The sequence below is a fragment of the Veillonella sp. T11011-6 genome (assembly GCF_002959755.1).
Classification (GTDB): Bacteria; Bacillota; Negativicutes; order Veillonellales; family Veillonellaceae; genus Veillonella.
The window spans coordinates 279,981-302,682 of record NZ_PPCW01000001.1 but is presented as its reverse complement, the minus strand read 5'-3'; the positions used below and the strand labels follow the sequence as shown (position 1 = coordinate 302,682).

At 37.1% G+C, this 22,702-nt stretch carries 21 protein-coding genes; all 21 read right to left on the bottom strand.

From position 1 onward, the window contains the following. Positions 1 to 24 precede the first annotated feature (24 nt). Positions 25 to 1,086: a tRNA 2-thiouridine(34) synthase MnmA gene (gene mnmA, locus VRHSUH10_RS01390; RefSeq protein WP_105089159.1), complete on the bottom strand. Its 1,062-nt coding sequence runs from the start codon at positions 1,084 to 1,086 to the stop codon at positions 25 to 27. Between the two features lie 199 nt (positions 1,087 to 1,285). After that, positions 1,286 to 2,524, bottom strand: a complete 1,239-nt coding sequence (locus VRHSUH10_RS01385) for a methionine gamma-lyase family protein (RefSeq protein ID WP_105089158.1) — start codon at positions 2,522 to 2,524, stop codon at positions 1,286 to 1,288. Then, a complete protein-coding gene (gene miaA, locus VRHSUH10_RS01380) occupies positions 2,521 to 3,450 on the bottom strand; it encodes a tRNA (adenosine(37)-N6)-dimethylallyltransferase MiaA (RefSeq protein ID WP_105089157.1) in 930 nt (309 codons plus the stop codon). The genes VRHSUH10_RS01385 and miaA overlap by 4 nt, the downstream gene beginning before the upstream one ends. Beyond that, positions 3,447 to 4,259: a class I SAM-dependent methyltransferase gene (locus VRHSUH10_RS01375; protein WP_105089156.1), complete on the bottom strand. Its 813-nt coding sequence runs from the start codon at positions 4,257 to 4,259 to the stop codon at positions 3,447 to 3,449. The genes miaA and VRHSUH10_RS01375 overlap by 4 nt, the downstream gene beginning before the upstream one ends. A gap of 1 nt (position 4,260) precedes the next feature. Beyond that, complete coding sequence (mutL, locus tag VRHSUH10_RS01370) at positions 4,261 to 6,276, bottom strand: DNA mismatch repair endonuclease MutL (RefSeq protein ID WP_105089155.1); 2,016 nt, start codon at positions 6,274 to 6,276, stop codon at positions 4,261 to 4,263. Continuing rightward, positions 6,276 to 8,909 carry a DNA mismatch repair protein MutS gene (mutS, locus tag VRHSUH10_RS01365; protein WP_105089154.1) on the bottom strand — a complete coding sequence of 878 codons (2,634 nt, stop codon included), beginning with the start codon at positions 8,907 to 8,909 and terminating at the stop codon, positions 6,276 to 6,278. Before mutS ends, mutL begins: the two co-directional genes overlap by 1 nt. A 2-nt stretch (positions 8,910 to 8,911) precedes the next feature. Then, entirely contained in the window at positions 8,912 to 10,228 is a 1,317-nt protein-coding gene (miaB, locus tag VRHSUH10_RS01360; RefSeq protein ID WP_105089153.1) for a tRNA (N6-isopentenyl adenosine(37)-C2)-methylthiotransferase MiaB, read from the bottom strand. 8 nt (positions 10,229 to 10,236) lie between these two features. Next, on the bottom strand, positions 10,237 to 11,112 hold the full coding sequence (locus tag VRHSUH10_RS01355; protein WP_105089152.1) for an Asp23/Gls24 family envelope stress response protein: 876 nt from the start codon (positions 11,110 to 11,112) through the stop codon (positions 10,237 to 10,239). Between the two features lie 15 nt (positions 11,113 to 11,127). Then, positions 11,128 to 11,955, bottom strand: a complete 828-nt coding sequence (locus VRHSUH10_RS01350; protein ID WP_105089151.1) for a PHP domain-containing protein — start codon at positions 11,953 to 11,955, stop codon at positions 11,128 to 11,130. A gap of 117 nt (positions 11,956 to 12,072) precedes the next feature. Then, the gene (locus tag VRHSUH10_RS01345) at positions 12,073 to 13,791 is read right to left on the bottom strand and encodes a proline--tRNA ligase (RefSeq protein WP_105089150.1); all 1,719 of its coding nucleotides are present in this window, start codon (positions 13,789 to 13,791) and stop codon (positions 12,073 to 12,075) included. Continuing rightward, the gene (gene ispG / locus VRHSUH10_RS01340) at positions 13,785 to 14,870 is read right to left on the bottom strand and encodes a flavodoxin-dependent (E)-4-hydroxy-3-methylbut-2-enyl-diphosphate synthase (RefSeq protein ID WP_105089149.1); all 1,086 of its coding nucleotides are present in this window, start codon (positions 14,868 to 14,870) and stop codon (positions 13,785 to 13,787) included. The genes VRHSUH10_RS01345 and ispG overlap by 7 nt, the downstream gene beginning before the upstream one ends. Before the next feature lie 18 nt (positions 14,871 to 14,888). Then, the gene (gene rseP / locus VRHSUH10_RS01335; protein ID WP_105089148.1) at positions 14,889 to 15,905 is read right to left on the bottom strand and encodes an RIP metalloprotease RseP; all 1,017 of its coding nucleotides are present in this window, start codon (positions 15,903 to 15,905) and stop codon (positions 14,889 to 14,891) included. 8 nt (positions 15,906 to 15,913) lie between these two features. After that, complete coding sequence (locus VRHSUH10_RS01330; RefSeq protein ID WP_105089147.1) at positions 15,914 to 17,059, bottom strand: 1-deoxy-D-xylulose-5-phosphate reductoisomerase; 1,146 nt, start codon at positions 17,057 to 17,059, stop codon at positions 15,914 to 15,916. An 18-nt stretch (positions 17,060 to 17,077) separates the two neighbouring features. Next, positions 17,078 to 17,902 (bottom strand): phosphatidate cytidylyltransferase, encoded by an 825-nt coding sequence (locus VRHSUH10_RS01325; RefSeq protein WP_005386723.1) that lies wholly within the window; start codon positions 17,900 to 17,902, stop codon positions 17,078 to 17,080. A gap of 3 nt (positions 17,903 to 17,905) precedes the next feature. After that, a complete protein-coding gene (locus tag VRHSUH10_RS01320; protein ID WP_005386729.1) occupies positions 17,906 to 18,670 on the bottom strand; it encodes an isoprenyl transferase in 765 nt (254 codons plus the stop codon). Beyond that, on the bottom strand, positions 18,651 to 18,902 hold the full coding sequence (locus VRHSUH10_RS01315) for a hypothetical protein (RefSeq protein WP_005386730.1): 252 nt from the start codon (positions 18,900 to 18,902) through the stop codon (positions 18,651 to 18,653). Before VRHSUH10_RS01315 ends, VRHSUH10_RS01320 begins: the two co-directional genes overlap by 20 nt. After that, on the bottom strand, positions 18,902 to 19,462 hold the full coding sequence (gene frr / locus VRHSUH10_RS01310) for a ribosome recycling factor (RefSeq protein ID WP_005386731.1): 561 nt from the start codon (positions 19,460 to 19,462) through the stop codon (positions 18,902 to 18,904). The genes VRHSUH10_RS01315 and frr overlap by 1 nt, the downstream gene beginning before the upstream one ends. 5 nt (positions 19,463 to 19,467) lie before the next feature. Beyond that, positions 19,468 to 20,193, bottom strand: a complete 726-nt coding sequence (pyrH, locus tag VRHSUH10_RS01305) for a UMP kinase (RefSeq protein WP_024066541.1) — start codon at positions 20,191 to 20,193, stop codon at positions 19,468 to 19,470. 62 nt (positions 20,194 to 20,255) lie between these two features. Further along, positions 20,256 to 20,936, bottom strand: a complete 681-nt coding sequence (gene tsf / locus VRHSUH10_RS01300; protein ID WP_105089146.1) for a translation elongation factor Ts — start codon at positions 20,934 to 20,936, stop codon at positions 20,256 to 20,258. A gap of 115 nt (positions 20,937 to 21,051) precedes the next feature. Further along, positions 21,052 to 21,765 (bottom strand): 30S ribosomal protein S2, encoded by a 714-nt coding sequence (gene rpsB, locus VRHSUH10_RS01295; protein ID WP_005386735.1) that lies wholly within the window; start codon positions 21,763 to 21,765, stop codon positions 21,052 to 21,054. 286 nt (positions 21,766 to 22,051) lie between these two features. After that, the gene (gene rpe / locus VRHSUH10_RS01290) at positions 22,052 to 22,702 is read right to left on the bottom strand and encodes a ribulose-phosphate 3-epimerase (RefSeq protein WP_105089145.1); all 651 of its coding nucleotides are present in this window, start codon (positions 22,700 to 22,702) and stop codon (positions 22,052 to 22,054) included.

Genomic DNA, 22,702 nt, shown 5'->3' with positions numbered 1-22,702 from the left:
TTCAAGGAACTTGTATTCTCCTTTCTAACATACGCGATCGATAACAGCACCTCCTAATAGTTGAGTGCCATTATAAAAGGCTACGGACTGACCTGGTGTAATAGCCCGTTGTGGTTCTTCGAAGATAACTTCCATCGTATCATCATCTAAGATACGTGCAGTACAAGGTGAAGGATTTGCTGCATAGCGAATTTTACCTTCCGCCTTTAATTCTTTATGAATTGTATCATCCAAGAAATTATAGAACTTGCAAATCATACGATTCGTAAAAAGTCGATCATTAGGACCTACGATGACCTCATTGCGTTCACCATTAAAACCGATAACGTATAATGGGTGCTTATATGCAATGCCAAGGCCTTTACGTTGACCAATGGTGTAGTTAAATAAGCCATTATGCTTACCTAATACCTCACCATCTTCAGTAACGATATTACCAGACTTTGGTTTATCTTTCATTTCTTCTACTACAAGCTTCTGATAATTCCCATGAGGCAAGAAACAAATATCTACACTATCTGGTTTTTTAGCTACTGGCAAATCATATTCAGCAGCTAATTTACGTGTTTCAGTCTTACATTGGCCACCTAGTGGGAACATGAGGTGACTCAAAATGCGTTGGTTCATATTGTACATAACATAACTTTGGTCTTTGGTAGGATCAACGCCTTTATGTAATTCATATAAACCTGTTTCTTCATTATAATTAACCTGTGCATAATGGCCAGTAACCATATGTGTGGCACCAAGTTCAAGAGCACGGTTAAGCATCAAATCAAATTTGATATTTTTATTACAGAATACACAAGGATTTGGTGTACGACCATAGGCATATTCTTTTACGAAGTAATCTACTACGTTTTCGTAGAATACATCACGAGCATCGATAACATGATGCTCAATACCAAGAAAATCACACATCTTCTTAGCATCTGTAACAGCGAGAGGCACTGAATCATAAGGCGTACCACTCACCCATAGCCATAGGGTAATACCAAATACTTTATAGCCTTGTTTTAGTAGCATTGCAGCAGTTAAAGAACTATCTACGCCGCCACTCATAGCTACAGCGATAACTTTTTCCATACTTTCTCCTTTTAATGATCGCTTGATCATAAAACTAATCAGGGTGAAAGCCTGACGTGTAAAACACTAGTTCGGTGTAAAAGTCCGAGTAGTATTGCTATGAAATTATAGCAACTTATATTATAGCCTAGAATTAGGTATATTGAAAAGATTTGAAATAAAAAGAATCCCTTTCTTATAACAAAAGGGATTCAAATAATTATCTATGTTTTAAAAGCTCTTCAGCGGCTCCTAGAATACCGAGCATAGAATGCTCAAATACTAGGCCACCTTGCATAAAAATCGTATATGGAGGACGAACAGGACCATCTGCACTTAATTCAATAGATGAACCTTGTACAAAGGTACCACCTGCCATGATAATTTTATCTTCGTACCCAGGCATATCGCCAGGGATTGGATGTACGTGAGCATCTACAGGAGAATATGCTTGCATACCTACGCAGAAGTGCTCCATTTCTTCCCCATTCTTTAGATTGATAGCTTGGATTAAATCGTAGCGATCAGCATTTACTTTTGGGAATACATCATATCCTAACAGTTCACCTACTGCAGCTGTATATACAGCCCCTTTAAGAGCTTGTAATACTACGTGAGGAGCCATAAATAAGCCTTGGAAGAATAAGCGGTAACCAGGCGCATAAGAACCCATATGATCACCAAGTCCTGGAGCAGTGAGTTGGTACGCTGCATCTTCAACTAAGTCTTCACGACCTACGATATAGCCACCTGTTGGCGCTAAACCGCCCCCTGCATTCTTAATGAGAGAGCCCGCCATAATATCGGCACCAGCTTCTAATGGTTCTTGTAACTCTGTAAATTCGCCATAGCAATTATCTACAAAACAAATGGTGTTAGGATTTTTAGCTTTTACGGCATCTACAATGATCTTAATATCGGCAATAGATAATGGTTCACGCGTACTATAGCCGCGAGAACGTTGAATGACTACTACTCGCGTATTATCATTCACAGCGTTAGCAATGGCCTCCACATCATAGGTATTATCTTTTAAAGGCACCTCAGTATAGGTAAACCCTTTTTCTACTAAAGAACTACGTACTTCACGAGCAGCACCAATAACGGATTGCATTGTATCGTAAGGAGCCCCTACTGCATAGATAAATTCTTTACCTTTAGCCCCATTTCCCATTAAAGAAATTAATGTAGTTGCTAATGCATGTGTACCAGATACGAAGTGAGGTCGAACGATAGCCTTTTCACCTTTAAATACATAGGCAAATACTTCGTCTAATTTTTCACGCCCTACATCGTTATAACCATAACCAGTTGTACCAGTAAAATGATAATCAGATACTTGGCATTCTTTAAAGGCTTCCAATACCTTTTTAGTATTGGCCAATGCAATAGGTTCAAATTTTTTAAATTCTGATTCAGCCATCTCAAGGGCTTTACTACGTATTTCTTCTAATGTCATACTAATCCTTCTCTACGGATTAAATCCATAGCTTTATTAAATATAAAATCTTTAGATGTATTGCTATCAATATGTATCCATTCAATATATGGCATGCGCTTATACCAAGTGATTTGTCGCTTTGCGAAGTGACGAGTATTTTTCTTGATCAAATCTCTACATTCATCAAGGTTAATAGTGCCATTTATATAGTCTACAACCTCTTTATAACCAATCCCCTTAAAAGCTTGGCAATCTGGATTTACTCCAGATTTAAGAAGTTGCTCTACTTCTTCAATCAAACCTATATCAAACATCATATCAACGCGTAAATTAATGCGTTCATATAACTTATCACGGTCTCTCATAAGACCTATAACAGGTCCTTTATAAGATACACCATCTTTTGTTTGATTACGTAATGAATCTACATCACCATGATGCAATACCTCAATAGCCCGATACAAACGATGTTTGTCATTATATTGTATCTCTATATTATGTTCTTTGCCTAATGTGAAAGCATAGTCTCGTAAACCTTCAATACCTTTTGTATTATAAAGCTCATCAAGTTCTGCTCGTAATTTTTCATCAGGCTTAACATCATTAAAGTTATAGTTTTCTAGTAATGATTGAACATACAGTCCTGTGCCACCAGATAAAATAGGAAGAGTATTTCGATCTTTTAATTTAGCGATAATCTCTTTTGCCTGGTCTTGGAATATAGATACCGAATATGAATCATTTGGTTCTAGTATATCGATGAGATGATGTTTCACCCGATTAAGTTCATCCATCGATGGTTTAGCGGTACCAATATTGAGTTGTTTATATACTTGGTAAGCATCACCAGAAATAACCTCAGCATTAAGTTGTTCAGCTAATTCCAAGGTAAGATCAGTTTTGCCTACCGCCGTAGGTCCAACGATGGTAATTAAGGGATTCACAATAACTCCTTCATATATACACCATAGCCTATGCGGCTATACTTTCCCCCCACCCATTGATGAGGTGGATACTTTTGAAAGACCGAACTAAAGGGTCGTTCTTTTATAATAACACCATATCTAGCAATGCGCATAGCTTGCGACATAATTATATCATCAATATGACTTTCTACAGTATGACCACGAAGCGGCTTAAATTGTGGACTTCCCTCTACAGGCACTTCAAACATGGGATCAAAATAAATAATATCTACACTATTATCTGATAGGTTAGGTAAATAGTTTTCATAGGTCGCATGTTGTACCTGAATACGTCGTAACGCATTTGTTACACTATCCTCACTATGAATATAATGAGCCAATCCATAGGAAGTAGCAAGCCATATAGGAAACGAACCTTCTAATCCTTGTATCTCTACATTAGGAAAAGCATAACTAACAATAATGCTATCACTAGCTAGGCCTATAGTAGAGTCGAGAAATGTAAACTGCTGTCCATCAAGTATGCCTTTTTTATCCAGAATAGTTTGAACAGCATTAACTAGATGATCTCCTTCACCACGTTCTATACGTAATATACGTAGTTGTGCCATGGAAAGATGAAAGCTATGTTTTTTGTTTTCAGGAAAGTGGATAGTTAATCCAGAGCCTGAAAGAACCGCAATATATTCACATTGATATTCTCTAAATAATGCCGGTATAGATGATTTTCCTCGTTTTATATAGGTCATATGCATAGAGGAAGCCAATGCTTTGGCTTCCTCCTGAATGACCTCATTAGATTTTTGAGATGTGGTTAGTATATTCATATTAAGACCGTAAGAATAATTTACCTAATTCATCAGGTGTAAACTTGATTATCGTTGGACGGCCATGAGGACATACGTACGGTTTCTCAGTACTAAAGAGATCCTCAATTAAGGTAGTCATTTGATACATATTTAAATTATGACCTGCCTTAATGGCCCCTCTACAAGATGCATACGCTAGCATTTCATGACGTGACTGAGCCTTAGTAGGCTGTTGATGTTCATGTAAGTAAGAAAATACATATTGGAGAATTTCAAAAGCCTTTGACTCTACTAAATCTACAGGCGCCCCTACTAATTTTATTTTCGTAGGACCACCTAACTCTACATCAAAGCCAAGATCAAGTAATGTTTCTCGTTCTTCCTCTACCAAATTCATTTCATCATCAGTGGCCTCACTATATTGAGGAACTAGTATAGATTGCATAGGAATTGCTTCAGAGGACTTACAAAGCTTATCATAACGCACACGTTCATGGGCCGCATGTTGATCTATAATGTAGAGATCATCACCCTTTTTAGCCAAAATATAACAAGACGCAACTTGTCCCATTGGTAAGAATCCAGAGTTTTGAATCGTACGTTCTTCTGTATTATCTTTCCGAATATCTTGAGATAAGGACTTAAATCTCTCGACGTCCTCTTTTGTATAACTAGTATATTCTGTAGGTACAGCATCAAAACTTTCATCTGTAAAGGAAGACTGTTCATACGTCGCCTTAGGCGCAGGTGGTGTGTACCCTTTAGTTTTAAGGTTCTCTACAAACTGCGTAGTTTCACTACGCATGACTTCGTACCCTTTTGTACGTCGTCCACCAAAGACCTTATCAAAATCAACCGCTGTTGCTATATGTTCAGCAGACTGCATCTCATCTTGTACCACAGAAGGTGCTCTATACGAATCATACGTACTATTGCCAGCGGAAGATGAATTACTATTACTATCCCTATTGTTACTATTGAAGTCAACTCCATTAGTGACTGTACCATTTATATAAGAAGATGATTCGCGTTCATATCGCTCATGGAGAGGATTATTTAAAGCATTTAAAATACCATGATAAACGGCTTTAAATATAATCTTATCATCAGAGAATTTTACTTCACTCTTGCGAGGATGCACATTAATATCAACCATCTCAGCAGGAACAGTAATATTTAGAACTACTAAAGGATGACCATTTTTAGGCAATAGTGCATGGTATGCATTATCGATAGCCTTCATTATAGTTTTATCAGAAATAACGCGGTTATTAACGATAATAGTCTGCCATATTCTCGTACTTTTAAGAAGTGTAGGTTTACTCACTACACCATCGATATAGATAGAGTCACTTTCATAAGCAACAGAAAAAATATCATCCTTAGTTTTATAGCCATATAGTGCAGCTACCGTATCTCCGATGTTACCATTACCAGGTGTAATGATAGCTACCCGATCATCTACGATGAGCTTAAAGGAAATGTGTGGATTACTAAGGGCTAATTTCCCCACAATATCTTGAATCTTAGACGATTCTGTACGTTCTGTTTTCAAGAATTTACGACGAGCTGGCGTATTATAGAACAGATCTCTAATTTCAATTGTCGTACCAGGTGCAGCACCGTAAGGAATACAATCGGTAAAAGTACCACCGTCTACGGTAATACGAGTCCCTAAATCAGAATCTGCTTTGCGTGTAGTCAAGGAAAAATGAGATACAGAGGCAATACTAGCTAATGCTTCACCACGGAAGCCGAGGGATGCAATATCAAATAAATCCTCTACATGTTGAATTTTAGATGTTGCATGTCGTAGGATTGCTAACCGCGCATCCTCTTCAGTCATACCAATGCCATTATCGGTAATGCGCATATACGCCACACCACCATCTCCAATTTCTACCTCTATATTAGTAGCAGAAGCATCGATAGAGTTTTCAATGAGCTCTTTAATGACTGATGCAGGGCGCTCAACGACTTCACCAGCAGCTATCTTATTGATTGTGGTTTCATCCAATACATGAATGGTAGCCATTATTTCCCGCCTCCTTTACGAGCCTCCTCTTGTAGTTCATATAATTTATTTAATGCTTCAATAGGTGTCATGCTCATTACATCCACTTCCAGTAAGCTATCAACTACTGAATGAGTAAATAAGTTACCTAGTGGAGAATCACTCACTTGTTTAGTGGTTGGTTTAACCACATTAGTAGGTTGACCGCCAATCACACGATTATTTAAATCACTAGCATCATGACTTTGATCTTCCAAGGATTCCAAAATTACTTCTGCTCTTTTTAATACAGAATTCGGTAAGCCTGCCAATCTAGCTACATGAATACCATAGCTACGGTCTGCACCACCTCTAATAATACGGCGCAAGAAGGCCACATCCTTACCTTTTTCTTTTACTGCTACAGTATAATTTTTTAATTTACTATAGCTTTCTTCTAAACAGATTAACTCATGGTAATGTGTAGCAAATAATGTTTTGCCATGAATATGCTTGCAAATATGCTCTACTACAGCTTGGGCGATACTCAATCCATCAAAGGTACTCGTACCACGACCAATTTCGTCGAGAATAATCAAGCTATTGTGTGTGGCATTTTCTAATATATATGCTACCTCTTTCATTTCTACCATGAACGTACTTTGACCAGTAGAAATATCATCACTTGCACCTACGCGCGTAAAGATACGATCTACAGGTGAAATAGATGCCTCCCGAGCAGGAATGAAAGAGCCGATTTGAGCCATAATCATTAAAATTGCCGCTTGACGCATATACGTTGATTTACCCGCCATGTTAGGTCCTGTAATGAGCAAGAACTCCTCATCATCATGATTTAAAACGATATCATTCGGTACAAAGACCTCACGTTTTAAGAATTTTTCAATAACAGGATGACGACCATCGCGAATATTAATTTGTCCATTCATTACAATGGTAGGACAAATATAATTCTCTTCATAGCCTACAAGTGCTAAGGAAGCTAATACATCAAGCTCAGCAAGAGCACGAGCTGTCTCTTGTACATCTTTTATAACGAGTTTAATATCATTTCGTAATTGTTGATATAGTTCATGTTCTAAGGCGATTATCTTGTCTTTAGCGCTGAGAATTTTGATTTCAAACTCTTTTAATTCCGGTGTAATATAACGCTCTGCATTGGCTAATGTTTGTTTTCGAATAAAATAATCCGGTACTTGTTCAGATTTACTATGAGATACTTCGAAATAGTAACCAAACACCTTATTATAGCCAGTTTTAATTTTAGATAAACCGGTAGCCTCTTTAATATCAGCTTCCATCTTGGCTAGCCATTGTTCGCTATTCGTAGCCAATGAACGTAGTTCATCTAAATCCGGATTAAAACCATCTTTAATAACTCGACCTTCTTTTAATGTCAGTGCAGGCTGTTCAGCAATAGCACGACATAATAGGTCATATATATCTTTATGATCTTGAATACGATCATTGATAGAAGTTAATGATAAGCTCGCACATGTGCTTAATACATTTTTAATATCTGGCAAAACAGCTAATGATTCACGAAGTGCTGTTAAGTCCCTTGGGGACACAGATCCAGTTTCTACACGTCCTACAATACGCTCAAAATCATAAATGCAGTCCAGTAAGCTACGGATATGGGAACGTTCTGCACCACGTGTAATCAGTTCTGCTACAGCTGCTTGTCTACGCTGAATTTGATTAACATCCGTCAATGGACTTTCGAGCCATTGTTTTAATAAACGTGCGCCCATTGGTGTCAATGTACGATCAAGTACATCAAGTAATGTACCTTTTTGACCACCATCACGTAAGTTATGAGTAATCTCTAAATGACGCAAAGAAGATGTATCTAAAATCAAACGATTTCCGACACTCAATTGATGAACATAGTTAATGTGAGAAATTTCAGACTTAATGATATCCTCTAAATATAAGAGCATATAGCCCAAAGCTTCCCATACATCCTCTTCCATGAGACCTAGATCACCAAAGTGAGTAACAGCCTTTTCCGCTACTTCGCGCTGTGTATGATATGTACTAAATGGAGATAATACAATATTACTGAATTGATTATCCATAAAGTCTTTTATATCTTGCGGTAATACTGTTCCCTCAGGCAATATAATTTCACTTGGACGATACATGCTGAGAGCATCAAACATATCGCTTCGTTTTTCACAATCAGTAATGCGATGCCAAATAACTTCCCCTGTAGATACATCAGAAAATACAAGTATCCATGCATCTTTTACCATATAAAATAACGATAAAAAGTTATTTGACCGTGCATCATTACCATTTTCAGTCATTACAGTCCCTGGTGTAATGACCTTAATAACGTCACGCTTAACGATGCCCTTAACGGCTTTAGGGTCTTCTAATTGTTCACATATAGCAACCTTATAGCCTTTTTTTACCAAAGTTTCTATATAGCTTTCAGCAGCATGAAAAGGAACGCCACACATCGGTGTGCGTTCCTCATCTCCTGTTGGGCGACCGGTTAAGGTTATATTAAGTTCACGAGATGCAATTAATGCATCATCATTAAATAATTCATAAAAGTCACCTAAACGAAAGAACAGTAATTCTTCAGAATATCTAGACTTAATATCTAAATACTGCTCCATCATAGGTGTTTGCTTTTTTGCCATACTTACCCCTTTTGTATTGTACCGTAGCAAACCCAAGTTTGTGCTTTATCAATATAGACTGGTACGATTTCGCCAATTGATAAAGAGTCGTCTTTCGGGAATAATACCATTTTATTGCCCGATGTGCGACCAAACCACATATCTTCATCACGAGGACTTGGCCCCTCTACAATAATATCAAACACTTGCCCTTCCATAGGTTTATTTAGTTTATAAGAGATTTCATTTTGCACATCCATCAATGTTTGTAAACGTACACGTTTAACCTCTTCTGGAACTTGATCATCCATAGTCGCTGCTGGCGTTCCAGAACGTTTAGAATAAATGAATGTATAAGCCATATCATAGCGTACATCTTTTAACAATTGTAATGTAGCTTGGAAATCTTCCTCTGTTTCCCCTGGAAAACCTACGATAATATCTGTAGTAACTACTACATCTTTAATCTTCTCACGACAGTAAGAAAGTAATTCTTTGTAATGTTCTACCGTATAATGACGGTTCATTTTCTTCAAAATACGGTCTGAACCTGATTGAATTGGTAAATGTAAATGGGTAACGATATTAGAGGAACGCCCAAGTGCATCTATCATAGATTTAGTCATATCTTGAGGATGACTTGTCATATAGCGAATACGTTCAATTCCTGGAATACCATCGAGGGCATCAACTAATGTACCAAAATCAGTACCATCTTTGAAATCTAAACCGTAAGAGTTTACATTTTGTCCCAATAACGTGATTTCTTTAAACCCTTTTGCACCTAGTTCAGTAACCTCTTTTACAATGGCTTCTACAGGACGACTTATCTCTCTACCACGAACGTGAGGAACAATACAATAGGTACAGAACTTATTGCAACCATTCATAATAGGTACCCATGCATAAAAGGTGCCATTAGGTTTCGCTTCCAATTCAGGTAGTACAGAATTATCCATATCCACATTGATTTGATGTGTATGACCGCGTTGAACCTCTTCAATCATTTCATTAATATGTTGAATATTATGAGTACCTAAGACAATATCAATATGTGGAGCCCGTTTAAACATTTCCGCTTGATTCTTCTGAGCCATACAACCTGTAACAGCAAGAATCAAGTTTTTGTTTATTCTCTTCAGTCTCATTAGCTCACCTATGCGGCCATAGACTTTAGTTTCTGCATTCTCACGCACTGCACAAGTATTTAATAAAATTAAATCTGCAGTTTCTACGTCCTCTGTAGGTGTATAGCCTACAGATTCTAACTGATGCGATAAGCGCTCAGAATCAGCAGTATTCATTTGACAACCATAGGTGTAAATATAATAAGACTTCATTCTAACTCCTATACTTTAACAATCTTACGTTTTGTTTCTATAATATTCTTAACTTTTATAGACATACGTTCAATAGACATGCCTGTAATATACTCAATTTCATTTCGAACGGACTTTTGTACCTGTTGCATCAATGGTTTAACAGGATAACCATGTTCAATAACAACAGCCATATCTACAACTAAACCATTTTGGCCTTTGTCACTCTTTTTGAAAGAAATAACACTTGATTCATCAACACCAACAACTTTTTTTAAGCCATTGCGAATCAATTTGATAATTACATCATCATCGAAGGTAAGTCGTCCATAATAACTGAAAGCAGGACGAACCACAGAACGTTCAAATCCTTCTGAACCAATTTGCCCCAATGTATCTTGATCTTGTTTTTTCAATGTACGTCGACGCCACATGGTTTTAATTGGATCAATCAAATACCCTCTAAAGTGAGGTTTCAATTCCATTGTTGGAACTGGAATAATATGTTTACCTTCTTTAAGACGAGCATGTTGTGCTTTTTCAATTTCTTTAGGTGTAGCTACATCTTCAATGCGAATATATCGATCTGGATCTTGCAAGCCTAATGCTTTCGTAATTTTCTTTACCATATTATCGGATGTACCAATAATCATAAGCTTATTAGGATTAATTTTATCTAATTGTTCACGCACTGATTTTACTTGTACTTCATCTTGGAAAATAGCACGACGAACAGCTTTTAATCGGCTAGATTCTTTCTTTGCAGAAAAGCCAGCTACAATCTTATTATCATGAATTAAAATGCCATCATCGATGATACATTCAATATTATTTTCATGAGCAACTACGAGCGCACGATGGCTTTTACCAGTGCCACTACTACCTACAAATGCAACGACTTCCATAGTCAACCTCATTATTTATAACAAACTAATAAATTCTGATACATTTTCAGCGGATACCAAGTAATCGCCAAATTGATCTGGTGCTTTACCTGGAATACCATGATAATCAGAACCACCTGTAATAAACAAGTTATGTTCTTTAGCTAATGCTTTATATCGTTTCACATCATCATCGTTATGTTTAGTATGGTAAACCTCCATACCATCAAAATCATAGGCTAACATTTCTACTACATATTCATCACTAGTTACTAGTTTAGGATGGGCCATAACGGCAAGGCCACCAGCTTTATGAATAATATCAATAATATGCGGAACCTCAACCTTTACCTTAGGTACATAGCATGGGCTATCTTTTCGAAGAATACCTTTGAATACCTCATTAATATCCTTAGCATAACCACCATCAATTAATAACTGTCCAATATGTGGACGCCCATAAGCTTGCGTCTTAGGAAATTTTTTAAGTAAGTCATCTTTCGATATAACATATCCAGCATTATTACAACGTTTGATAATCTCATCAATCCGTTCTTCTCGTTTTGCTTTAAAATATTGAATAAAGTCTTTTAATTCTTGATTTGTTTCATCAAAACGATATCCCAGAATATGAATAGATTTATCTTTATAGTCAGCACTAAATTCACAACCATTAATAATTTTAATAGTTTTTTCCGGATCTAATTGCTTTTGAGCGGCACGCAATGCTTTTATGCCATCAATTTCGTCATGATCAGTTAAAGCCATCATAGATAGATTACAATCTAAAGCATGACGTAATAATTCTTCTGGACTTTTAACTCCATCAGAATAGATAGAATGCATGTGAAAATCAACAAGCATAGAGCACCTCCCATTACAATTATCCTATCTTTTAATTATGACTGATTTAGCTAATTTATTCAAGATGAGATAGAAAAATTGCGACCCTAATGAGTATTCACTAGAATCGCAATTTAATTATAAATCTTGAAGTAATTCAGTAACCTTAGTCGCTACAGAATCGATTGCACATGTAATCGCTTCACCAGACTTACGGATTTGAATTTCTACTTCATTATTTTCAAGTGTATTTTTACTTACTGTAATACGAAGTGGATAGCCAATTAAATCAGCATCTTTGAATTTTACACCAGCTCGATCCTTACGATCATCAAGTAACACATCTACACCTGCATCTTGTAATGCAGTATAAATTGTTTGACTTGTAGACATCAAAGCTTCGTCTTTTGCATTAATAGGAACGATAACGGCTTCAAATGGAGCAATAGAACGTGGCCAAATAATACCATTTTCATCGTGATACTGCTCAATAGCAGCAGCTAATGTACGAGATATACCAATACCATAACAACCCATAATCATTGGATTAGGACGACCATTTTGATCTAAGAATGTAGCTTGTAATGCCTCTGAGTATTTTGTACCCAATTTAAATACTTGGCCTACTTCAATACCTTTAGCATGTTCTAGAGCACCACCGCAAGTTGGGCAAACATCGTCAGCTGTAATCAAACGAATCGGTGCGACAATAATATCTTCTACATTAAAGTCACGTTTTGGATTGATGTTAATATAGTGTGCATCTTTCTTATTGGCACCACCACAAACATTGTACGTTTCCATAACAGATTCATCTACTACTATGGCAAACTCTTCTGTTTGTTTTAACCCAACTGGACTTATAAAGCCAGCTGTTAAACCTACTTTTTCCAATTCTTCTGGTGTAGCCATTTCAGGCTCTACGGAACCAAGTACAGCATGTTGCACTGCTACTTCATTTACTTCATGGTCACCGCGAACAATAGCTAACACAACTTTACCATCAATAGAAAATACTACAGCTTTAATCGTTTTATGTAATGGTAAATTAAGCATTTCTGCAACAGCTTCAATAGTACTTGCATTTGGAGTGTCCACAACAGATAACTCTTGAAGTGCTTCTTCTTCCTGTTTCATAATACCAGGTTTACCAATTTCAATATTGGCAGCATAGTCACATTTTGTGCAATACACAATATCAGCTTCACCAGCTTCTGCGATTGCCATAAACTCATGTGTGCCACTACCACCGATAGCACCGCTGTCAGCTTCTACAGGACGGAATGTAAGACCACAACGCGTGAAAATTCGTGTATATGCATCATACATAGATTTATAAGATTCATCTAAACCAGCTTCATCCACATCAAAAGAGTATGCATCTTTCATAATGAATTCGCGACTGCGCATTAAACCATAACGCGGACGACGTTCATCACGGAATTTACTTTGAATTTGATATAAATTTACTGGTAATTGACGATATGAATTGATCTCATTTTTAACAAGTGTAGTAATCATCTCTTCATGAGTTGGTCCTAAACAGAATTCATTATCATGACGATCATTAATACGCATCATTTCAGCGCCATATGCATTCCAACGGCCAGATTCTTTCCAAATTTCAGCAGGTTGTAAGATAGGCATCATGATTTCTTGAGCACTAGCACGATCCATTTCTTCACGTACAATAGCTTCGATTTTTTTGATACTTCTCCAACCTAATGGTAAAAAGCTATATAAACCATTTGCAGTTTTGCGCATAAAACCAGCGCGAAGCATAAGCTGTTGGCTAACTACATCAGCGTCAGATGGAACCTCACGCAATGTAGGTGCATATAATTTAGTGGCTAACATAAAGACTCCTCATCTAAGTTTTCTAAATATTGATCAATTTCTCTAAATAATGTATCTACTAATTCAGCTTCTGGCACAGTCTTGATAACTTCCCCTTTACGGAAGACAATACCTTGTCCATTACCACCAGCAATGCCGAAATCAGCCTCACGAGCCTCACCAGGCCCATTTACGACACAACCCATAACAGCTACTTTAATAGGTGCTTTAATGGATGCTAAACGTTCCTCTACAATCCCTGCCATATCAAATAAGTTCACTTGGCATCGACCGCAAGTAGGACAGGAAATCATTGTAGCTCCAAAGTTTCGTAATCCTAAATTACTCAAAATACTTCGACCTACTTCAATTTCATGTATGGGATCACCTGTTAAGGATACACGTAAAGTATCACCGATACCGTCTAATAATAAAGCACCAATGCCCATAGCAGACTTAATAGTACCTTGTTTTATCGTACCAGCTTCAGTAACACCTAAATGCAATGGATAAGGAATCTTATCGGATAACTTACGATAGGCTTCTACCATTAAAGAAACTTCCGTTGCTTTAATAGATAATTTCATTTGACGGTAGTCGAGCTTTTCGAGAATTCGGACATGTTCTAATGCAGTTTCTACCATGCCATCAGCTGTAGGATGACCTCCATGTGCATCGAGGATATGCTTTGGTAAAGACCCTGCATTAACGCCAATACGAATCGGAATTTGTTTAGGTTTAGCTTTTTCAATAACAGCCAATACCTTATCCTCACCGCCGATGTTTCCTGGATTAATACGCAATCCATCAACATTATTCTCGATAGCTTCTAACGCTAATTTATAGTCGAAATGAATATCAGCAATTAAAGGAATATCAATACCAGCACGAACTGCTTTTAAAGCTTTAGCAGAAGCCATAGTAGGAACTGCAACACGTACTAGTTCACAACCAGCCTCAGCTAAACGATTTATTTCAGCTATAGCCTTTTCCGTATGAACCGGATCTGTAGTAATCATAGATTGAATGCTTACCGGTGCATAATCACCAATTTTAACTGTACCTACATAGATACCATTTGTTGGTTTACGTACAATCATTGTAATCTCCCATCTATCTTATAGTAATCGGAATATATCCTGAGTCGTTACATATAAGAATAATGCTACCATTAAAGCAACACCAACCATTTGAATATACATTAGTGCCTTAGCAGGTAATTTACGACCTGTAATGGCTTCAGCCAAAATAATAATTAAATGACCACCATCTAATACAGGTAATGGTAAAAGATTGATAACCCCTAAGTTAATACTTAAGAATGCAGCAAAGCTCAAAAGTGGTGCAAAGCCAGATTGTGCAATAGTGCCAGCCATTTGTGAAATACCTACTGGGCCGGATAATTCTGCAGCTTGTGTGCCGCGAATCATATCATACAAACCACTTAACATAGCAACAATTGTTTGACCAGTACGAGTAACAGCTAGACTCAAAGACTCGCCTATGCTATAACTTTCTCGTGTAAAACTAGGATAAATACCAATTTTAGGACTATCTTGTTCCATTTTTGGAATCACTGTAGTTTCTACAGTTTCTCCGTCTCGATCTACCACAACAGTAACACCATGATTAGCAGTACCCTGTAAGCTAGGACGGATTTCATCCCACGTTGAAATCTTTTTACCATCAATAGTAAGTATTCTATCATTTAATTGTAAATGAGCTTGTTCAGCGGCACTACCAGGGATGATATTACCAATAACAGGATCATTTGTATAGGTAAGATTACCTACTGTTGCATTGAGGCCAAAGAATAAAACAATGGCCAATAAAAAATTAAATACAGCCCCTGCAGAAATAACAATAAATTTCTTCCATGCAGGTTTAGTATAAAATGACCGTTCATTTAACGGCTCGTCAGGACTCATGCCAGCAATACGATTAAAGCCACCAAGAGGAATGATACGAATAGAATATAAGGTTTCCCCTTTTTGAACTTTAAAAATCGCAGGTCCAAAACCTATGGCGAATTCGTCTACTTGCATACCCGACATTTTTGCTGTAATAAAATGGCCTAACTCATGAATAAACACGATTAAACCAAATACAAATATTGTGGCTAATGCCGTTGTCATATATACTCCTATACCATCAATGATGTTGCCTTTTCACGAGCCCATCTATCGATAGCTAATAAATTGTCTAACGTAAAGTCATCTTCAGGTCCCATAGCTTCTAGAACTGATGTAACGACTTTGTAAATATCACCAAAGGCGATTTTATCATCTAAAAATGCATAAACTGCTGTTTCGTTTGCAGCATTAAATACGGCTGGTTTAAAGCCACTTGCTCGTCCTACTTCATAAGCAAGACGAAGGGCAGGAAAATCATCATATCGTGGTGGCAAAAACTCCAATTGTAAGGCTTTAGTAAAATCAAGATGATTCATACTTAAAACTTCACGTTTTGGATATGTCAAAGCATATTGAATAGGCTCGCGCATATCTGGATTACCCATTTGCGCTAATATAGCCCCATCTTTCATACGTATCATAGAATGAACAATACTTTGTGGATGTACCACAACATCAATATGATCAAAATCAAAACCAAAAAGCCAATGCGCTTCAATTACTTCTAATCCCTTATTAAATAAAGATGCAGAGTCGATAGTAATCTTATTGCCCATGTTCCAAGTTGGATGTCGTAAGCAATCTGCAGCGGTGGCAGTTTTAATTTTATCAGAATCCCAAGTACGTAAAGGACCACCTGAAGCTGTGACAATTAAGGAATCAACATTATCGCGTTCTTGACCTTCTAAACATTGGAAGATAGCACTATGTTCACTATCAATAGGTAAAATTTGTACGCCATACTCTTTAGCTAAAGATGTAATTAACGGACCACCAGCAACAAGGGTTTCCTTATTAGCTAGACCAATTGTTTTACCTTTTTTAATGGCCTCTACTGTTGGTTCAATGCCTGCGGCACCAACAATTGCAGTGACAACCATAGTAGCTTCTTGAATCGTAGCAGCCGCAATGAGCGCTTCCTTACCACCTACAAGTTTTGTAGGACCTGTATAGCGGCCTTGCAGCTCTTTAAAAGCATTTTCATCAACTAGTCCGGCTACTAATGGCTGATATTCTTTAATTTGTTGTTCTAAGAGGTCAATATTATGATGTGCCACTAAGGCAACCACCTTGAATTGATCTGGATGTTGAGACACTACATCTAGTGTCTGTGTACCGATTGAGCCAGTACTGCCAATAATACTTAGGTATTTCATAAGCTTACCTCTATTAGATTAGTACGAAAAGAGTAATATATATATCAATGTAATAGGAGCCGCAAATAATAAGCTATCAAAACGATCCAATACACCACCATGACCTGGTAGTAAAGTACCAGAATCTTTCACATTACATAATCGTTTAATCTTTGATTCAAATAAATCACCTAATGGTGCAAGTATACCGCTAATCATACCAACATGAATGCCCATCCACCATGGAATGCCTACGATATACGAAAATACTGCGCCTGTAATAATACAGCCGATAAAGCCACCAATAAAACCTTCTAGTGTTTTATTAGGACTAATAGATGGAACAATTTTACGTTTACCAAAGGCACGACCAGCAAAATAAGCAAAAGTATCACTAGCCCATGTTGTAAATAATACTAGCCAAAGAGTAATTGTTCCCCAATTATATAATTCAAATGGCATTGATAGAGACATGTATATAGAGTCATGACGAATCATGAGCAAAGAAATCATGCCAATACCAACATATAATAAGCCAAATACACTAAATGAAACACTAGCTAAAGAGTATTTGTTTTCACCAAATGTACATAACATATAATTGGCTGATAAACTCAATACTAATATAGCTATTGCTAGAATATACTGATGACATGCAAAGGCAATCATCAAAAATAAAATACTAATATAGCCCCATAAAATGGACATACGCACATGTTTAGCTTTACCTAGTAAAACAAACTCACGCCAACCCAATAGAGCTAATAATGTAATAAGAATATCATATACAGGTCCGCCTAATGTAATGGCCCCTAAGGCAATAATAAAACCTATAACAGCGGTTATAACACGTGTTTTTAACATTTTTTATTCCTCATCACGTAAGCCACCAAACCGGCGTTCTCGTTTTTGATATGCTGCAACAGCCTCTAATAATGTTTCCTTAGTGAAATCTGGCCAATGTAAATCAGTAAACCAGAATTCAGCGTAAGCTAGCTGCCACAATAAAAAGTTACTAATTCTAAAATCACTACTTGGACGAATTAACAAGTCTACATCGCTAAACTCTTTAGTGAAAAGTTGGGAACTAACATAGTCTTCTGTAATCTCGTCTGTAGTAATAGTTCCATCCACAACAGAATTTGTAATATCGCGGATAGTTCTTACTATTTCATCACGCCCACCATAGTTTATTGCTAACTGTAAGGTAAGGCCTGTATTATTCTGAGTTAATAATTCGGCATCGTGAATAATCTTTTGAAGCTCATCTGAAAGAGCACCGATATATCCAATAAAGCGAATACGCACATTATGTTCATGCATATACTTAACATTATTATTTAAGTATTCTTTTATGAGAGCCATAAGTAAAGAAACTTCCTGTTCAGGACGCTTCCAGTTCTCTGTGGAGAAGCCATATACCGTAAGAGCTCTAATTCCAATCTCATCTGCAGCAATAACAATCTGCTTTAATACGTCGGCCCCTGCGCGGTGTCCCATTGATCGTGGCATGCCTCTTCGTTTTGCCCAACGACCATTGCCATCCATAATAATAGCAACATGTTTTGGTATCACATTACTATCAATAACAGGCGTATCAGATGGTTTACGGTTAAATAATTTCTTTAGCATAGTCTACCTCGATAGAATTTCCGAAGTCGCTGGCAATCATTGGTCTATACACTAGTATATGTAAACACTCATCAACCTTGGTAATACGTGCTACATAAAATCCTTTATCAGCAATATCAAAAAAGCGATTAAAGGATCCCCCAATCATTACCTTAAAAGGAATATGGGCAGCCTGCAAACGAGACTTTGCAAGCTGCCATGGCATTCCAATAAGGCTATTAGAATCTAACATTATACTTCTAATACATCCTTTTCTTTTACTGCTTTTAACTCATCAATCTGCTTAATTTTAGCATCTGTAAGTTTTTGAATTTGATCTAAACCGTCTTTAGCATCATCTTCAGTAATTGTTTTAGCTTTCTCTTCTTTTTTCAATGCATCATTTACATCACGACGAATATTTCGTACTGCAACTTTAGCATCTTCAGCTTTTTTATGAACAACTTTAACGATTTCTTTACGACGTTCCTCAGTCAATTGAGGAATAGTCAATCGGATTTGAGCACCATCATTACCTGGATTTAAACCAAGATCAGATTGTAAGATTGCTTTTTCAATAGCACCAATCATAGTTTTATCCCAAGGTGCAATAACAATCATACGCGGCTCAGGCACGGAGATATTTGCAACTTGGTTAATTGGAGATGGGCTACCATAATAGTCAACCATTACTTTGTCAAGCAATGCTACACTAGCACGGCCTGTACGAATAGATGCAAATTCATGTTTTAAAGCCTCAATAGACTTATTCATGCGTTCTTCTGCTTGTTGCAACAATTCTTTAATTTCCATTTGAATTATTCTCCTCGAACTATGGTACCAATCTCTTCACCTTTAGCGGCTTTTGTAATGTTACCAGGAATGTCCATGCTAAATACAATAATAGGGATATTATTATCTTTACATAAAGTTGTGGATGTTGCATCCATAACCTTTAATTCTTTTGTGATGATATCATTATATGTTAATTCATCAAATTTAACGGCATTAGGATTCGTTTTAGGATCAGAATCATATACACCGTCAGCAAACTTCTTCGCCATCAAAATTGCATCTGCTTCAATTTCAGCAGCGCGCAATGCAGCTGTTGTGTCTGTAGAGAAGTATGGTTTACCAAGACCTGCACCGAAGATAACGATACGTTTTTTCTCTAAGTGACGAATTGCACGACGACGAATATAAGGTTCTGCAATTTCTTGCATTTCGATAGCAGTTTGAACACGAGTGTCTACGCCTGCTTGTTCTAATGCATCTTGCAATGCTAAGGAGTTCATTACTGTTGCTAGCATACCCATATAGTCAGCTGTAGCACGATCCATACCTTGGTTACTACCAGCTAACCCTCTCCACAAGTTACCGCCACCAACAACAATTGCGATTTCTAAATCAGTGGATTTTGCTAAAGCAGCAATTTCTTTTGCAAATTCTTCAACAACATCAGGGTTAATACCAAAACCTTGTTCACCCGCTAATGCTTCACCACTCAACTTCAAAACAATACGTCTAAAGTTTCTCTTTGCCATGTGTTTACTCCTCTATTGCAAAATAAGAGAACACTGTACGGTGTTCTCTTATTATTTCTTAATTATTTACCAACAGATGCCATTACTTCAGCTACGAAGTCATCTTGCCGTTTTTCAATGCCTTCGCCCAAACCGTAGCGAACAAAACGACGTACGTTGATGTTTTCACCGATTTTTGCAATATTTTCATTAATGATGTCTGTAACAGTTTTGTCGCCATCTTTAATGAATACTTGTTCTAATAGGCAGTTTTCTTTATAGAATTTTTCAATACGACCAGCAACCATTTTTTCCAAAACAGCTTCAGGTTTTGGTTTACGGCCAGCTTTAACGTCTTCTTCAGCTTCTACTTTAGCTTGTTCCAACAATACTTGTTTTTCGTGTTCGATTACTTCAGCAGGAACTTCTTCACGGTTCAAGTATGTAGGGTTTACAGCTGCGATTTGCATAGCGATATCGCGTGCCAAGTTTTGGAAATCATCAGTTTTAGCAACGAAGTCAGTTTCGCAGTTAACTTCTACCAATACACCGATACGGCCACCAGCGTGGATGTAAGATTGTACTACACCTTCAGCTGCGATACGACCAGCTTTTTTAGCTGCAGCAGCCAAACCTTTTTCACGAAGAAGGTCAACCGCTTTTTCGATATTACCGTCAGTCTCAACCAATGCTTTTTTAGCGTCCATCATACCTGCGCCAGTCATGTCGCGCAATTCTTTTACCAAAGCAGCAGTAATTGCCATTATTTTGTTCCTCCTAGTACTAATTAAGGTAAGGATATAGTCCTTACCCTAATTATATATGTTATAGATTTATCTTTCAAATGCTAATCAAAAATGATTAAGTAGCTTAACAGAATTATTCTGCAGCTTCAGCACCGTCTAAAGATTCGCCTTGACGACCTTCAAGAACAGCGTCTGCCATTTTACCAGCCAACAATTTTACAGCGCGGATAGCGTCATCATTTGCTGGGATTGGGAATTCTACTTCATCAGGATCGCAGTTAGTGTCAACTGTTGCAACAACTGGAATACCCAATTTTTTAGCTTCTGCAATAGCGATTTTTTCTTTTTTAGGATCAACTACGAAAAGAGCACCTGGCATTTTAGGCATATCTTTGATACCACCAAGGTATTTTTCCAATTTTTCCATTTCATGACGAAGACCGATAACTTCTTTTTTAGGCAATACTTCGAAAGTACCATCTTCTGCCATAGCTTCCAATTGTTTTAAACGTTTAATACGAGTTTCAATTGTTTTGAAGTTAGTCAACATACCGCCCAACCAACGTTCGTTAACGAAGAACATGTTAGCACGGATAGCTTCTTCTTTAATAGCTTCTTGAGCTTGTTTTTTAGTACCTACGAACAAGATTACTTCGCCTTGGGAAGCAACTTCACGCAAGAAATTGTAAGCTTCTTCTACTTTTTTAACTGTTTTGGACAAGTCAATGATATAAATACCATTGCGTTCAGTGAAGATGAATTTCGCCATTTTAGGGTTCCATCTTCTAGTCTGATGACCAAAGTGTACACCAGCCTCTAATAATTGTTTCATTGATACTACTGCCATTGTGGCACCTCCTGTTAATTAACCTCCGCCGCTTCATCCTTCGGGTCACCCAAAATTAGGCACAGTACCGAAGTCCACCGACGTGCATATTTTTCATACCCAGTAATTTTACCAAAAAATTATTCTAAAAGCAAGCAAGGAGTGAGGATTTATTTAAGAAAACCTCAATCCTTCTGTTTGTTTATGAAATTACTTTTCTAGTAGCTATTATTTCCAAACATAATACTGTTTAGATACTACACATAATATTAAGATAGTAACCTCAAAATAACAATTATTATAATAACTAGTTATTTCGAATAGCCTCAATCATTTGTGCCCGATCATCGGCGCCAAATACAGCAGATCCAGCTACTAAAACAGTAGCACCTGCTCGTTTAATCGGTACACAAGTAATATCATTAATACCACCATCTACCTCAATAACTGCAGTTGTATTGTCTACTTCTTCTAATAGCATTTTAGCTTGTTTAACCTTTTTAATAGCGTTTGGAATAAAGGATTGACCACCAAAGCCAGGATTTACGGACATAATTAAAATCATATCAAGATCAGCTGCTACATCCTCCAATAAAGATACTGGTGTACCTGGATTAAGCGATACCCCTGCTTTCATACCACATTGTTTGATATGTTGAATCAATCGATGCATATGAGGCACTGTTTCTTGATGGAATGTAAAATACTCTACACCAATCTTTGCAAACTCTTCTACGTAATCACCAGGATTTGTAACCATTAAATGAACATCAAATGGTAGTTGTGTATAAGGACGAATTGCTTTTACTATAGGTGCACCAAAGGTTAGGTTTGGTACAAAATGACCATCCATAATATCAATATGCAATAAGTCCGCTCCCGCTAATTCAATGGATTTGATTTCTTCGCTTAATGTTGCAAAATTTGCAGAGAGCATAGATGGTGCAATTTTAATCAT

Excerpts from the sequence above, each read along its gene's own strand:
- mnmA (WP_105089159.1), bottom strand. The coding sequence starts at position 1,086 with ATGGAAAAAGTTATCGCTGTAGCTATGAGTGGCGGCGTAGATAGTTCT.
- VRHSUH10_RS01385 (WP_105089158.1), bottom strand. The coding sequence starts at position 2,524 with ATGACATTAGAAGAAATACGTAGTAAAGCCCTTGAGATGGCTGAATCA.
- VRHSUH10_RS01375 (WP_105089156.1), bottom strand. The coding sequence starts at position 4,259 with ATGAATATACTAACCACATCTCAAAAATCTAATGAGGTCATTCAGGAG.
- mutL (WP_105089155.1), bottom strand. The coding sequence starts at position 6,276 with ATGGCTACCATTCATGTATTGGATGAAACCACAATCAATAAGATAGCT.
- mutS (WP_105089154.1), bottom strand. The coding sequence starts at position 8,909 with ATGGCAAAAAAGCAAACACCTATGATGGAGCAGTATTTAGATATTAAG.
- miaB (WP_105089153.1), bottom strand. The coding sequence starts at position 10,228 with ATGAAGTCTTATTATATTTACACCTATGGTTGTCAAATGAATACTGCT.
- VRHSUH10_RS01355 (WP_105089152.1), bottom strand. The coding sequence starts at position 11,112 with ATGGAAGTCGTTGCATTTGTAGGTAGTAGTGGCACTGGTAAAAGCCAT.
- VRHSUH10_RS01350 (WP_105089151.1), bottom strand. The coding sequence starts at position 11,955 with ATGCTTGTTGATTTTCACATGCATTCTATCTATTCTGATGGAGTTAAA.
- VRHSUH10_RS01345 (WP_105089150.1), bottom strand. The coding sequence starts at position 13,791 with ATGTTAGCCACTAAATTATATGCACCTACATTGCGTGAGGTTCCATCT.
- ispG (WP_105089149.1), bottom strand. The coding sequence starts at position 14,870 with ATGATTGTACGTAAACCAACAAATGGTATCTATGTAGGTACAGTTAAA.
- rseP (WP_105089148.1), bottom strand. The coding sequence starts at position 15,905 with ATGACAACGGCATTAGCCACAATATTTGTATTTGGTTTAATCGTGTTT.
- VRHSUH10_RS01330 (WP_105089147.1), bottom strand. The coding sequence starts at position 17,059 with ATGAAATACCTAAGTATTATTGGCAGTACTGGCTCAATCGGTACACAG.
- VRHSUH10_RS01325 (WP_005386723.1), bottom strand. The coding sequence starts at position 17,902 with ATGTTAAAAACACGTGTTATAACCGCTGTTATAGGTTTTATTATTGCC.
- VRHSUH10_RS01320 (WP_005386729.1), bottom strand. The coding sequence starts at position 18,670 with ATGCTAAAGAAATTATTTAACCGTAAACCATCTGATACGCCTGTTATT.
- VRHSUH10_RS01315 (WP_005386730.1), bottom strand. The coding sequence starts at position 18,902 with ATGTTAGATTCTAATAGCCTTATTGGAATGCCATGGCAGCTTGCAAAG.
- frr (WP_005386731.1), bottom strand. The coding sequence starts at position 19,462 with ATGGAAATTAAAGAATTGTTGCAACAAGCAGAAGAACGCATGAATAAG.
- pyrH (WP_024066541.1), bottom strand. The coding sequence starts at position 20,193 with ATGGCAAAGAGAAACTTTAGACGTATTGTTTTGAAGTTGAGTGGTGAA.
- tsf (WP_105089146.1), bottom strand. The coding sequence starts at position 20,936 with ATGGCAATTACTGCTGCTTTGGTAAAAGAATTGCGCGACATGACTGGC.
- rpsB (WP_005386735.1), bottom strand. The coding sequence starts at position 21,765 with ATGGCAGTAGTATCAATGAAACAATTATTAGAGGCTGGTGTACACTTT.
- rpe (WP_105089145.1), bottom strand. The coding sequence starts at position 22,702 with ATGATTAAAATTGCACCATCTATGCTCTCTGCAAATTTTGCAACATTA.